This window comes from Pseudomonas sp. GV071, from assembly GCF_003050835.1.
GTDB lineage: Bacteria > Pseudomonadota > Gammaproteobacteria > Pseudomonadales > Pseudomonadaceae > Aquipseudomonas.
This window is the reverse complement of sequence record NZ_QAOJ01000009.1, coordinates 167679-180364: the sequence shown is the minus strand read 5'-3', so window position 1 is coordinate 180364 and position 12686 is coordinate 167679. Positions and strand designations below refer to the sequence as shown.

At 61.6% G+C, this 12686-nt stretch carries 13 protein-coding genes; 4 read left to right on the top strand and 9 right to left on the bottom strand.

Features of this window, described 5'->3' with window-relative positions:
• Positions 1–70 precede the first annotated feature (70 nt).
• The 3 genes from C8K61_RS18385 to C8K61_RS18375 form a co-directional block, all read right to left on the bottom strand.
• Positions 71–793 (bottom strand): ABC transporter ATP-binding protein, encoded by a 723-nt coding sequence (locus C8K61_RS18385; protein WP_108097728.1) that lies wholly within the window; start codon positions 791–793, stop codon positions 71–73.
• Positions 794–795: 2 nt separating this feature from the next.
• Positions 796–1635, bottom strand: coding sequence for an ABC transporter permease (locus tag C8K61_RS18380; RefSeq protein ID WP_108097727.1), 840 nt, complete (start codon positions 1633–1635; stop codon positions 796–798).
• Between the two features lie 104 nt (positions 1636–1739).
• Complete coding sequence (locus C8K61_RS18375) at positions 1740–2747, bottom strand: aliphatic sulfonate ABC transporter substrate-binding protein (RefSeq protein ID WP_108097726.1); 1008 nt, start codon at positions 2745–2747, stop codon at positions 1740–1742.
• On the opposite strand from C8K61_RS18375, the gene C8K61_RS18370 reads away from it, so the two are divergent.
• A complete protein-coding gene (locus C8K61_RS18370) occupies positions 2746–2973 on the top strand; it encodes a hypothetical protein (RefSeq protein WP_108097725.1) in 228 nt (75 codons plus the stop codon). The genes C8K61_RS18375 and C8K61_RS18370 overlap by 2 nt on opposite strands.
• 111 nt (positions 2974–3084) lie before the next feature.
• On the opposite strand, the gene C8K61_RS18365 is transcribed toward C8K61_RS18370, so the two are convergent.
• Entirely contained in the window at positions 3085–4038 is a 954-nt protein-coding gene (locus C8K61_RS18365; protein ID WP_218277824.1) for a PDR/VanB family oxidoreductase, read from the bottom strand.
• Positions 4035–5090, bottom strand: coding sequence for an aromatic ring-hydroxylating dioxygenase subunit alpha (locus C8K61_RS18360; protein ID WP_108097723.1), 1056 nt, complete (start codon positions 5088–5090; stop codon positions 4035–4037). The genes C8K61_RS18365 and C8K61_RS18360 overlap by 4 nt, the downstream gene beginning before the upstream one ends.
• Before the next feature lie 201 nt (positions 5091–5291).
• On the opposite strand from C8K61_RS18360, the gene C8K61_RS18355 reads away from it, so the two are divergent.
• The gene (locus C8K61_RS18355) at positions 5292–5999 is read left to right on the top strand and encodes a GntR family transcriptional regulator (RefSeq protein WP_108097722.1); all 708 of its coding nucleotides are present in this window, start codon (positions 5292–5294) and stop codon (positions 5997–5999) included.
• 84 nt (positions 6000–6083) lie between these two features.
• On the opposite strand, the gene C8K61_RS18350 is transcribed toward C8K61_RS18355, so the two are convergent.
• Positions 6084–7091 carry a GlxA family transcriptional regulator gene (locus C8K61_RS18350; protein ID WP_108097721.1) on the bottom strand — a complete coding sequence of 336 codons (1008 nt, stop codon included), beginning with the start codon at positions 7089–7091 and terminating at the stop codon, positions 6084–6086.
• Between the two features lie 170 nt (positions 7092–7261).
• Between C8K61_RS18350 and C8K61_RS18345 the strand changes: the two genes are divergently transcribed.
• Positions 7262–8155, top strand: a complete 894-nt coding sequence (locus C8K61_RS18345) for a LysR family transcriptional regulator (protein ID WP_108097720.1) — start codon at positions 7262–7264, stop codon at positions 8153–8155.
• A gap of 9 nt (positions 8156–8164) precedes the next feature.
• Here C8K61_RS18345 and C8K61_RS18340 read toward each other — a convergent pair whose 3' ends face one another.
• Positions 8165–9319: a carboxymuconolactone decarboxylase family protein gene (locus C8K61_RS18340; RefSeq protein ID WP_108097719.1), complete on the bottom strand. Its 1155-nt coding sequence runs from the start codon at positions 9317–9319 to the stop codon at positions 8165–8167.
• 191 nt (positions 9320–9510) lie between these two features.
• Between C8K61_RS18340 and C8K61_RS18335 the strand changes: the two genes are divergently transcribed.
• Complete coding sequence (locus C8K61_RS18335) at positions 9511–10362, top strand: aldo/keto reductase (protein WP_108097718.1); 852 nt, start codon at positions 9511–9513, stop codon at positions 10360–10362.
• A gap of 60 nt (positions 10363–10422) precedes the next feature.
• On the opposite strand, the gene C8K61_RS18330 is transcribed toward C8K61_RS18335, so the two are convergent.
• Together C8K61_RS18330 and C8K61_RS18325 are read right to left on the bottom strand one after the other, a co-directional pair.
• Positions 10423–10914: a DinB family protein gene (locus C8K61_RS18330; RefSeq protein ID WP_108097717.1), complete on the bottom strand. Its 492-nt coding sequence runs from the start codon at positions 10912–10914 to the stop codon at positions 10423–10425.
• A gap of 32 nt (positions 10915–10946) precedes the next feature.
• Entirely contained in the window at positions 10947–12683 is a 1737-nt protein-coding gene (locus tag C8K61_RS18325) for a hypothetical protein (protein ID WP_146174304.1), read from the bottom strand.
• Positions 12684–12686: the final 3 nt, after the last annotated feature.

Below are 12686 nucleotides of genomic sequence, written 5' to 3'. Positions count from 1 at the left end.
CCGTGACACGGTTGAGCTCCCCTCTCCCGCGTGCGGGAGAGGGGCTGGGGGAGAGGGTCAGCGGTACCCCCTAAATCACATGCGCCAACTGCAATTCGGTCAACGCTTCCACTTTCAGCGTGGCCAAGCGCGGATCGCGGCGATCCCGTGGCCGGGTCACTGGCACGCCCAGCTCCAGACGAATACTGCTCGGCTGCGAGCTGCCCATCACCAGCACCCGATCGCTCAGGTACAGCGCCTCGTCGACATCATGGGTCACCAGCAGCAAGGCAATGCCGTGGCGCTCGGCCAGTTGCAGCAACAGGTCCTGCAGCTTCATGCGGGTGAAAGCGTCGACGGCACTGAAGGGTTCATCCAGCAGCAACACCCGTGGCCGTGAATACAGACCACGGGCCAGGGCCACACGCTGGGCCATGCCGCCCGACAATTGCTTGGGCAAGGCCTCGGCAAAACCGTCGAGGCCGACTTCGCTGATCAGTTGCTGTACCCACTTTTTGTCGTACTGGGGGCCGGCGCTGAAGCCGATGTTTTCCGCCACGCTGAGCCAGGGCATCAGCCGTGGTTCCTGAAACACGAAAGCCACTTCACCGCCCTGCCCGCCACGGTTTACCGCGCCGCTGAACTCACGCTCAAGGCCGGCGGCGATGCGCAGCAAGGTGCTTTTGCCGCAGCCACTGGGGCCGAGCAGGCTGACCACTTCGCGTTCTTGCAACTGCAGGTGGATGTTGCGCAGCACGGTGACAGCAGCGAAATTCTTGCGCTCGACGCGCACGTTCAATAAGGCCTCGGCCATGCTCAACGCTCCCCGCCATTGCCGGTAAAGGCATCACGCCAATCGAGAAAATGCTGTTCCAGTTTGGCCAGCAGGCCATCACAGAGTTTGCCCAGCAGGGCCAGCACAATGATCGCCGCCAGCACGATGTCCGGGCGCGAGGTTTCGCGGCCGTCGGTAAGCAGGTAACCCAGGCCCTTGGTGGCGGCAATCAGCTCGGCCGCCACGAGGAACATCCAGGCCAGGCTCATGCCGCTGCGCAACCCGGTAAACAGCCCCGGCAGCGCCGCAGGCAAGAGGATGCGCCGCGCCAAACGGGCGGAACTGAAGCCGTACATCTGCCCCACTTCCACCAGCTTGCGGTCGATATTACGGATCGCCGCCACGCCGTTGAGGTACACCGGAAAAAACGCGCCGATGGCGATCAGCACCACCTTGGAGGTTTCATCGATGCCCAGCCACAGCAGCAACAGCGGCACCCAGGCCAGGCTCGGAATCGCCCGCAGGCCGGCGAAGGTCGGTTCCAGATAGGCCTCCGCTTCGCGACTCAAACCGACCCAGGCGGCGGCCAGCAAGGCCAGCGAAGCACCGATGGCAAAGCCGGAAAAAACCCGCAGCAGGCTTACGCCGATATGGCTCCACAACGGGCCGTCAGCGAGGTCGCGCAGGGTGAGGAAAATCTCGCTGGGCGCGGGCAACTGGTACGAAGGCACCCAACCGATGCGCACCACGAATTCAAGCAGCAACAAGGCTAGCACCGGCAACACCAAGCCTTTGCCACGGCGTTTCCAGGCGGCGGCGTTGAAGCCCGGCTTCCAGTGGTTTTCCGCAAGGGCGGGCAGGGTTTTGCTTTTGCTCGTCATAGGGTTGTCCCAATGTAACGATGTACAGGTGGGAGGGGCTTCAGCCGCGATGCTTTTAACAGCATCGCGGCTGAAGCCCCTCCCACAGGGGTAGCCATAAAAAATTACTTAGCCGCAACGGCCTGCTTGCTGAACGACGGCTCGATCAACTGATCCACTACGGCATTCACATCCACACCTTTGCGCACCAGTTCTTCGGTCACCAGAATCGGCGCCGCCGCTTTCAGCGCCGCAATGTGCTCGGCACCTGGCTGCGAATTGCTGAAATCAGTGCGCTGCAGTTGCAGCTTGGCCACGTCCAGCGGCAGGCCGGATTCCTTGGAAAGGATCTGCGCCAGCTCTTCCGGGTTTTCCTGTGCCCACTTGCGGGCTTTTTCATAAGCGCTGATCACCTTGTCGATGGCCTGCGGGTATTGCTTGGCGAACTTCTCGGTGACGTTGATCACGCCGTAGCTGTTGAAATTGACGTTGTGGTAAAGGATCCGCGAACCGGCCTGCAGCTGGCTGGCCGCCAGCAACGGGTCGAGGCCAGCCCAGGCGTCGACATCACCTTTCTCCAGGGCAATGCGGCCATCGGCGTGCTGCAGGTGCACCAGCTCCACATCGTTTTTGCTCAGGCCGGCCTGCTCCAGGCTGCGCAGGGTAAACAGGTACGGGTCGGTGCCCTTGGTGGCAGCGATCTTGTGACCCTTGAGGTCAGCGACGGTTTTGATCGGCGAGTCTTTGCCCACCACCAACGCGGTCCACTCCGGACGGCTGGCGATGTACACGGTCTTGATCGGGCTGCCGTTGGCGCGGCTCAACACGGCGGCCAGGCCGGCGGTGGAACCGAAATCGATGCTGCCACTGTTGAGGTATTCCAACGCGCGGTTGCTGCCCTGGCTGAGGGTCCAGGTCACCTTGCTACCCTCGCCCACGCTTTGCTCCAGCCAGCCGAAGTGTTTGAGCACCAGGCTGGTCGGCGAGTAGTAGGCGTAGTCCAGACGCAGCTCTTTGGGCAGCGCTTCATCCGCTTGCGCGCTGCCGAGCAAACCCAACGAAGAACCCAGCACCAGGCTGGCAACCGAGAAAAAACGAGCCAGACGGCTTGTGCTGAACGGGGTGGAACGCATGGCAGAACTCCTGACGAGGGCGGGCACGATTGGCGCTTTGCTTATTCCAAAAAGAAAGGAAAAGAAAGAACCTCGCTATTCACCAGGAATATTGCAGCACTCATGCCAACCCGTGAAACCCAGGCGGGCCGGGGCTTTGGCAGAAAGCATGGAAAAACGGCTGTTAGAGGAGAAACAGCCTGCTGATCAGGTGTTGCTGGAGCAACAGTTGTATGGCGCACAGTAATGGGAGGAACGCCCGCGACTGTTTGACCTCTCCCTCCGTGGAGTTGGTCAAGGCACAGCTGCCGCCACGCAAGCGCGGTGTGCACCCGATTAGTCCGAGGCGCGGTCGGCCTTACAGATCCAATTCGAGCACCGCACTTTTTGCTCGTGAACAACAGGGCGTGAACTGGTTGTTTCGGGCTTTCTCTGCGTCAGTCAAAAACGAATCCCGGTGGTCGGGCTGCCCGCCCAGTACAGCGGTCAGGCACGTTCCGCAAAACCCTTGCTCGCACGACACCGGAATAAAAACGCCGGCCTCCTCCAGTGCCTGAACCACCGTCTTGTCTGCCGGCACCAGAACCTGCAGGCCGGTGCTGCGCAGGCGCACTTCAAAGCTGCCAGCGTCGCCCTCGGCGCGCGGAGCCGCAGCGAAGTACTCGCGGTGCAACCGTGCCTCGGGCCATTGATGGGCGCGCGCACTGTTCAGCACGTGCTCCATAAAACCCGTCGGCCCACACACATACAGATGGGCCTGATCGTCCTGGGCGGCGAGCACGCCCGCCATATCGAGCTTTTGCTGCGCCGCTCCGTCATCGACATGCAGGTGCACCTGTGCGGCAAAAGCACTGTTGTGCAATGTGTCGATAAAGGCCGCACGGCCTTTGGAGCGTACGCAATAGTGCAGTTCGAAATCGCGTCCTTGCTGCGCCAGGCGCTGGGCCATGCTCAGCATCGGCGTGATGCCAATGCCGCCAGCCAACAACACGCTGCGACCGGCACCGCCCTGCAGAGCGAAGAGGTTGCGCGGCGCGCTTACCTGCACCGTCTGGCCGACGCGCAACTGGTCATGGACGGCACGGGAGCCGCCGCGCGAGGCGGCATCCTTAAGCACGCCGATGCAATACCGATGGCGCTCGTCGGGGTGGTTGCAGAGCGAATATTGGCGAATCAGCGCGCCCGGCAAATGTACGTCGATATGGGCTCCGGCATCGAATGGCGGCAGTACCGAGCCGTCCAACGCCACCAGTTCCACGCCGATGATTTCGGTTGCCAACCAGCGCATGGCAGCAATGCGCAGTTCCATCACGATGCGCTCCGCGCGATAATCGCCACCGGCTGCTCGCTGGCGATGATCCGTTGCAGAATGCGCCGCGACTGCACGCCACCGGCATCGATATTCAGTTTCAACAGGGCTCGGTCGGGATGGGCCAACAGGTTGCGTTGTTGCTGCTCAAGCATCTCGAGGTCTTCGGCAAAGATTTTGCCCTGCCCCATACGAATGGTTTCCGTGAGCTCGGAGTCGCCTGGGTTGAAGTGGCGGGCCATGCCCCAGAAGTACCAGATCGAGGTATCTGTTTCAGGCGTAATAAAGTCGACCACTATGCTGCCGGCCTTATGCTCGGCAGGCGCGTCGTAGCCACCCTTGCCAGCATGGGCGACGCCCACTTCAATCAACACATGGGACGGCGGAGTGAACCGGCAGATCTGCCAGCGATCCACCGGCACATTGTCAGCCAGGCCATTGCCACGTAACGCCGCCTGCCAGAAAGGCGGTGCCATCACGTTCTGCATAAAGCGACTGGTCACCACGCTGTCGCCTTCGACCTTGGTGGTAACCGGCGCCTCATCGATTTCCTTTTGGCCAATGCTTGAGGCGTGCACGTAGGTTTCGTGGGTGAGGTCCATGAGGTTGTCGATCATCAGGCGGTAATCGCAGGCGATGTGATACAGCCCGCCGCCATACGCCCACTGCGGGTTGTCCGCCCATTCCAGATGATGGATCAGTGCCGGATCGGCCAGTGCCGCGTCGCCCGGCCAGACCCAGATAAACCCGTATCGCTCCTGCGCGGCAAAGCGCTTGATGCAGGGAAAACTCTGCACGCGCTGGTTGGGCATCGACACGGTTTTTCCGTCCTCGCCCATCACCAGACCGTGGTAACCGCACACCAGATTGCCGTCGACAATGGATCCCAAAGACAGGGGTGCACCGCGGTGAGGGCAGAAGTCTTCCAGGGCCGTAACCTGACCCTGGGCATTGCGATAGAACACCATCCGTTCGTTGCAGAGGGTTCTGGCCAGCGGCTTGTCCGTCAGTTCGTCCGCAGTTGCCGCTACATACCATGTGTTCTTGGGAAACATGTTTCTCACCATTGGCTGTTATTTTTATGGATCCAATTTGTGCTTAGCCTCAGGTTAACCCGTAAAAATTACCAGCCAGTGGATCCAATAGCCGTTCGATCAGCGAACACCTTCTAGGCAGAAACGCAGCGCTGCATAGCTGCACGATCGGGCCAGCAAGCGCTACAGTGGCGCCCAAGCTTTGGATCCAAGAGAGCAATCATGAGTGGTGCCGGACAACGAGTGTTGAGCTTGCTTCGCAAGATGATCGTCGACGGCGAACTGGCCGCTGGCGATCGCGTCACTGAGACGTCCCTGGCCGAACGTTTGGGTGTATCGCGTATGCCCATTCGCATGGCGTTTCGTGCGTTGAAACAGGAAGGCTTGCTGATCGCCCAGGGCGCGCGCGGCCTGGCGGTGCGCAAGATGTCCGCCGAGGACCTGGCCGGCGCAGTAGAAGTGCGCGGTGTGCTGGAGGGCTTGGCGGCGCGGCAGGCGGCCGAGCGCGGGTTATCGCCGCAGACGCATACAGCGCTGCTGGCGTGCCTGGCAGACGGCGACAAGCTGTTCGAGAAGGGCTTTGTCAGCGAAGACGATCTGGTGCAGTACCACGACATCAACAAACGGTTTCATCAGCTGGTGGTGGCGGCCAGCGCCAACCCGGCCATCGCCGAGGCGCTGGCGCGCCATGCGCACCTGCCGTTCGCGTCGGTCAGCTCGCTAGCAGTGGACCGCAACAACCTGGCGCAGGAATATCGGCGTTTCAATTTTGCCCATCTGCAACACCATGCAGCGGTCGACGCGCTGGCCAACGGGCAAGGCGCCCGCGCCGAAGCAATCATGCGCGAGCACGCCAACGCGACGTTACGCTACGCGACGCTGTTCGGGCCGATCGACACCATCAGGAACGGCGTGAAAATTATCAATTAGCCTATTGGGCAAACCCGAATCAACGACAGTTCAGTGCAGTGTTTGGGCACCTCCTGGGTGCTGACCAGCAGGCAAAATGGCCATTCACACCAAGCGCTTTTCCTTCGACGGCCGATAGCCGTAGTAGGAGCTGTAGCAGCGGCTGAAGTGGCTGCTGGTGACAAAACCGCAGGCCAGGCCAACGTCTGCCACCGACAGTTTGCTGTGCTGCAGCAAGCGCCGCGCTTCGGTGATGCGCAGCTCCAGGTAGTAGCGTTGCGGGGTGGTGCCCAGTTGCTCGCGGAACAGGCGCTCGACCTGGCGTCGTGAACGGCCGACGTACTCGGCCAATTGGTCGAGTTCGAGCAGCTCTTCCAGGTTGGCTTCCATCAGTTCCACCACCTGGCGGGTGGGGTCGCTGATTTTCAGCAGGGACTTGGGGTTCACCCGCCGATAGCGCGAAGCCTCGAAGGCGAGGATGTCTTCAATGCCATCGACCAGGGCGCGGGTATGTTGCTGTTTGATCCATTCCAGAATCATGGCGGGTGCGCCGGAAGCGGACGAAGCGGTGAGTCGGTCGCGGTCAATCACATAACTTTCGCTTGTCACCTCGGCCCGTTTGGCGACTTCCACCAAGGCCGAACGATGCTCGGGATGAATGGCGCAGCGGTAGCCATCGAGCAGCCCGGCATGGCCGAGAAACCAGGCACCGTTCCACAAGCCGCCCAATGGCATGCCCAAGCGAGCGGCGTCGCGAAGTAGCTGCATCAAGGCTTTGTCGGCGTGCAAAGGCGTGCGGTAGCCACCGCACACCACCAGCATGTTCAAGTCATTGAGGCCGGCATGGTTAAGCTCGGCATCGGGACTGATCACCAGGCCCAGGTCGCTGATCACTTCATTACCGTCGAGGCTGAAATGCGTCACTGCAAACGAGTTGGCCTGCAGCAGATTGGCGGTGATCAGGGTGTCCAGCGCCTGGGTAAACGCCGGCAGGGAAAAATGCTCTAGCAGCAGAAAGCCCACCCGCGCCTGTTTGCCGGACGCTTTCTTGCCATCGTCCAGGTAGCGGTAGTTCTTGTTCTTCATCACGTCACTGAAGTCACGACGTTGCATTGCGGTTTGCCTCGCCTTTAACCAATACGTCCGGGCCCACGGTAGCTGAAAGGCACGGGCCTCGGCATGCTTGCCAGCGACAGAAACACACGCATGGCCGCTCGAATGCGAATGCTTGAGCAACCGCGCTGCTGGCATAATCCCGGTGAATTCATAGCGGAGACAAATAAATGGGCAGCGAAAGCTATGACCAGATTGCGATCTTCGCCGTGGTGGCCCAGGAGCGCAGTTTCACCCGCGCGGCGGCCAAGCTGAACATGTCGCAGCCGGCCTTGAGCCGGTCCATGCGCCAGTTGGAGGAACGCCTGGGCGTGCGCCTGCTGGCCCGCACCACGCGCAGTGTGTCGCCCACGGAAGCCGGTGAACAACTGTTGCGGGTGGTCGCGCCGCGCTTCGAGGAAATCGACAGCGAGCTGGTCCAGCTCAGCGAGTTTCGCGACAAGCCGGCCGGCAAATTGCGCCTCACCGCCGGTGAGCACTCAGCCAACACGGTGCTGCAACCGGTGCTGGCCAAGCTGCTGCCCGAGCATCCGGACCTGCACATCGAAATCATCGTTGACTACGGCTTCACCGATATCGTCGCCGAAGGTTTTGACGCCGGTGTGCGCCTTGGCGAACAGGTGGCCAAGGACATGATCGCGGTGCGCATCGGCCCGGATCTGCGCATGGCGGTGGTGGCGTCGCCGGACTACTTCACCCGCTACCCGAAACCCAAACTGCCGCGCGACCTCACCCAGCACAATTGCATCAATATGCGCCTGCCGACCTATGGCGGCGTGTACGTGTGGGAGTTCGAGAAAAAGGGCCAGGAGGTGAACGTGCGGGTCGAAGGTCAGCTTGTGTTCAACACCCTCGGCCTGCGTCTGGACGCCGTGCTTCAAGGCCTGGGCCTGGCCTATATGCTTGAGGACGTGGTGCAGCCGTACATCGATGACGGCCGCCTGGTTCGCGTGCTGGCCGACTGGTGCGAGCCGTTCTCTGGTTATCACCTGTACTACCCCAGCCGCCGCCAGTCATCTCCCGCCTTCACCTTGCTGCGCGACGCCCTGCGTTATGCGCAATAGGTAAGCGTTTTATTGCTGCACCGCCGCCAAGGCTTCGCGCGCACGTGTGGCCGCCTCGGCGCCGGCGTAGTCGCCGAGCCCCTGCACCAATTGCTGCAACTGCCCGACACTCAGCCCCACCCGCAGGCTGGCAGCCATGTGCGAGCGCAGCTGCGACTCGGCGCCCGGCGTAGCGGCCAACGCGCCGACAGTGGCCAGCTCGCGGCTCTGCCAGTCGAGGTTGTCGCGCTCGAAAATGTCGCCAAACAGGTGCGCTTGCAGGTACTGATTGATCACCGGGGCGAAATCGAACAGCGGCCCCTGAACCGGCGCACCGGCGATCCGCGTCTGGTTAGCCTTGCCGACTGCCAGCAAGGCTTCGCCGGTGGCGACCGGGTGTGAGGGCTCATGTCCGACGGCGTCCTGAATGCCGCGTTGTTTACGCGCTTCAACCACTTTCATCAATTGGCCAAGGGCATTGAGGCTGCGGGGAAAACCGCTGTAGGCGTAGAGCTGCACCAGGATCTCCTTGGATTCGCTGATGCTCAAACCGGCATCCAGGGCCTGATTGAGCGCGGCGTCGAGCGCAGGCATATCGCTTGCCGCCGTAGCGGCAGCAATCATAGGAATAGTCTGCTGTTTGGCCGACAAGCTGGCCGACGGCGCCGGCACAACCTCAGCTTTTGCGGTTTGGCCAGCGTTGTACTGCTCGTCACTGACCTGCTCCAGCCACTCCACTGCCTTGCCATCCACGCTGCCGGTAACCGCCAGGTGGGTCATCGCCGAACCCGCGGCCGCACCGTGCCAATGCTTGACGCCTGGCGGGCAAACCACCACGTCGCCGGGGTGGATGTGCTGCACCGGCTTGCCCCACTCCTGGGTCAGCCCGACGCCGGAAACCACCACCAGACGTTGCCCGGCCGGGTGCGTATGCCACGCCGAGCGGGCGCCAGGCTCGAAGGAAACGTAGGCACCCGAGGCCTCGATTTGATCACCTGCCGGGAACAGCGGCTCAACCCGCACCTTGCCAGTGAAATACTCCGCTGGGCCTGGCGCCGAGGGTTGGCTCCCGGCCTGGCTGATGTGCTGAGCAGCGTGAGCGGAGCCCGCGCTGCCAGCGGACTCGGCGGCCTCAACGAACGGGCTGGCCACGCAAATGGCGATGCCAAAAAGGGTCTGTTTCATTGCGCGGGTACTCCATCAAAAAGGGAAGCCAAGTTGCTTGTGAACAACTTACGCCGCGCGCATTGATGGATAAACCGCATCAGTGGCAATGCACTCATACCAGAAGCACATAAACGCAATCGACATTGGATGGCTAATCAACGAGTAGTACGGGGTCTATTCTCAGCCCCCTATTCAGTGAGGAACGCCCCATGACCCGCTTTACCCTCAACAACGGCGTCGCCATTCCCGCCCTGGGTTTCGGCGTATTCCAGATCACCGACCCCGCCGAGTGCGAGCAAGCCGTGCTGGATGCCCTGGACAGCGGCTACCGCCATATCGACACCGCCGCCTCGTACCAGAACGAAACCCAGGTGGGTAACGCCCTGAAACGCAGTGGCCTGGCCCGCAACGAGGTGTTCGTCACCACCAAGCTGTGGCTGCAAGACGCCCACTACGCAGGCGCCAAGGCCCAGTTCGAGCGCTCGCTGAACCGCCTGCAGCTCGACCACGTCGACCTCTACCTGATTCATCAACCCTACGGCGATGTGCACGGCGCCTGGCGTGCGATGGAGGAACTGCTGGAGGCCGGCAAGGTGCGCGCCATTGGCGTGAGCAACTTTCAACCCGACCGCCTGGCCGACCTGATGGCCTTCAACCGGATCAAACCGGCGGTCAACCAGGTCGAAGTCAACCCGTTCAACCAGCAATTGCACGCCGTGCCCTGGATGCACGCCAAAGGCATTCAGGCCCAAGCCTGGGCGCCCTTTGCCGAAGGTCGCAACCAGCTCTTTAGCCATCCGGTACTCACCGACATCGGCAAACGCTACGGCAAATCCGTCGGCCAGGTGGTGCTGCGCTGGGTGGTGCAACGCGGCGTAGTGGCGCTGGCGAAAACCACGCGCAAGGAACGCATGGTGGAAAACCTCGCGGTGCTCGACTTTGCCTTGAGCGACGACGATATGAACCGCATCACCGCCATGGACACCGCCACCAGCGCATTTTTCTCCCACCACGACCCGGCCATGGTGGAGTGGCTGACGGCGCGCAAGCTAGATGTTTGAGTGGCCAACAGCTAACAGTGGGTCGGTGGCAGCGAGGCTTGTCAGGGGGCGCACGCAGGTTCACAGCCGGCGCTCCGGCTCCGCCGCATGGATAAACACCGTGTAGGTATCCGCCGGGCGTTGGCCACCCGCCAAGTCCAGGGCATGACCGATTGCGCCTCGATGGTAGGTGGCGTGATTGAGCAGATGAAAGAGCATCTCCTGCCGCGTCATCGCTCCGCGCTGACCATCGGCAAACTGAAACGTAAGCCTCTGTTCAAGCTCATCGAGGCTGATGCTCGCCAGGTAGTCCGTTGCCCACTGATTGCTCGCCAGCAAGCGCTGCCTGAGCGCCGCAAACGGCGGCACGCTGGCCGTATTGGTGGCGCGGTGAGGCGGGGCAACGCCCAGCAGACGGGCCTTGAACAGCTCCTCAACGATAACCAGGTGGTTGAGCTGTTGGCACATAAACGCCAGCGACGGCTCGGCGGGTTTTTCCTGCGCGAGTGCCGCGATGGCTTGCAGGGTGCGCTCATCGGCCCAGACCTTGTAGCGGTAGGCATCGATCAACATCCCTGCTCCTTTGGCTGAGTGCAGCAACGCCCCTACTCCTCTTCCAACGCCATGCCGCGCAAGATGCCGGCCGATTTACTCGGGTCTTTCAAGGCCAGAATATTGTCATACAGCAGAATCATGCTCGAGCACACTTTGGCCGGGTTTTTAGCGAACTTTTGCGGATCGCTAATCACCTTCACCGCATCCCGATCCTTGGCCGTGGTGGCGGCCAGCACGCCTTGCAACTCCTTGGCGTAAGCCGACAGCGGCTTGGCCTTGACCGGATTTTCCCCCGACTTCTGGATGACCACCGTCAGCGCCGCCAGGTCTTCCTGAGTCAGCTCCTTCGGCAACTTAGCGATCAGGTCGGTCTTCGGCGCGTTGGTATCCAGACCGAGAAAACTCATGCAGTCGCCGGCGCTGGTCTTGTTCAGGTAGCGCAGTTCAGCGATCTGCGAGCGCCAGTAGCGAAGCAACGCCTGGTCCGGCGCGCGCGACAGATAGGCTGGCAGAATCGAGTCGAGGAACTTCGCTTGCAGCTCGGTGTGCAACTCGTCCATCGAGCGGCCGCGCTTCACGCCCTCGATCATCATGGCTTTCAGTTTGGCGTATGCCGGCGGGTCATAGGTCGACATCGCCGCAAACACCGGCACCTTCAGGATCGACCGCTCGATCACCGAGGCGTCCTGCCAGCCAGCGATACCCGACAAACCGAAGCGCCGCGAGTCGACCACTGCGGTGATGATGTGCTGCTGCTTCAACTCGTCCGGGCTGGGATACCACATGTCATGGGGGCTGGTGGCGATCACTTTTTCCACGAACTTGGTGGTGGCGCCGGCAGCGTAAAGTGCCTTGCGAAAGCTGGCGTTCACATCCAGCGCAGCACTGCCCCGCTCACCGTTCACCGAGGCGCTGTGAAAGCCGATTTTGCCCTTCTCGCCAAGGTAACGCTCACGGCCAGCCAGATAGGCCAACGCACAGGCGCTGGCACAGGTGTCGGGGGTATAGGTAATCAGCCCGCGTTCGGCAATCAGCCGCGCCAACTTGTCGCCCTCAGTGATTCGTCCACCGACGCTGTTCAAGTGAATGATGCGTACGCCCGGAGCTGAATCAAGGATCTTTTTCACCGCATCCGCAGTGCCAATCGGAATGCCGCCGGCCAGCTCCAGCTCAGTGTCATCACGCATCAGGCGCAGCGCATACGGCGCAATGCTGTCGGTGCCGGTGATCATGTGCACCGCATCGCGAATCACCGGCACGCCATCACTGATAAAACTGACCACCCCACGCAATATCGCCACGCACACCATCACGGTCGCCAGCGCCGCCCAGAACTGCTTACCGCCACGCGAAACATGGGCAGACGCCGAACGCACTATGCCGACAATCTGCCAAACCGACAGGGCCACGAAAAAGCCATAGAACAGCAAATTCAGCGTACCCAACACAGCGGCGCTGAGACTCAGTTGGTCGATAACGGCACGAAGGAACAGCGCTACCCCAAGTGACAGAAGGGTGAGCAGCGTGCCGAACACCCAATAGGCCACCCCGAGCGAGTAGCCACCGCGCCAGTGCTTGGCAATAAAGCCGCGTGAGCGGGTGGGTGATGGTGGCGGAACAGCAAAGGTGTCACGGGACTGCTCATAGGCGACCGGCTCGTCAGGCAGCACGAACTCTTCGGTGATCCCCGCATGGGTCAACGCGCTCGACTGACCGCAACTGAAACAGAAGCCGGCGCCAGCCGCGTTCTCGGCGGTGCACTTGGTGCAGTAGAAAGTCCCTTTCAAATC

Bases quoted from the DNA above. Each gene is read 5' to 3' on its own strand.
- C8K61_RS18355 (WP_108097722.1), top strand. From the start codon at position 5,292: ATGAGTGGTGCCGGACAACGAGTGTTGAGCTTGCTTCGCAAGATGATC.
- C8K61_RS18330 (WP_108097717.1), bottom strand. From the start codon at position 10,914: ATGTTGATCGATGCCTACCGCTACAAGGTCTGGGCCGATGAGCGCACC.
- C8K61_RS18335 (WP_108097718.1), top strand. From the start codon at position 9,511: ATGACCCGCTTTACCCTCAACAACGGCGTCGCCATTCCCGCCCTGGGT.
- C8K61_RS18350 (WP_108097721.1), bottom strand. From the start codon at position 7,091: ATGCAACGTCGTGACTTCAGTGACGTGATGAAGAACAAGAACTACCGC.
- C8K61_RS18370 (WP_108097725.1), top strand. From the start codon at position 2,746: ATGGCAGAACTCCTGACGAGGGCGGGCACGATTGGCGCTTTGCTTATT.
- C8K61_RS18360 (WP_108097723.1), bottom strand. From the start codon at position 5,090: ATGTTTCCCAAGAACACATGGTATGTAGCGGCAACTGCGGACGAACTG.
- C8K61_RS18375 (WP_108097726.1), bottom strand. From the start codon at position 2,747: ATGCGTTCCACCCCGTTCAGCACAAGCCGTCTGGCTCGTTTTTTCTCG.
- C8K61_RS18345 (WP_108097720.1), top strand. From the start codon at position 7,262: ATGGGCAGCGAAAGCTATGACCAGATTGCGATCTTCGCCGTGGTGGCC.
- C8K61_RS18385 (WP_108097728.1), bottom strand. From the start codon at position 793: ATGGCCGAGGCCTTATTGAACGTGCGCGTCGAGCGCAAGAATTTCGCT.
- C8K61_RS18340 (WP_108097719.1), bottom strand. From the start codon at position 9,319: ATGAAACAGACCCTTTTTGGCATCGCCATTTGCGTGGCCAGCCCGTTC.
- C8K61_RS18380 (WP_108097727.1), bottom strand. From the start codon at position 1,635: ATGACGAGCAAAAGCAAAACCCTGCCCGCCCTTGCGGAAAACCACTGG.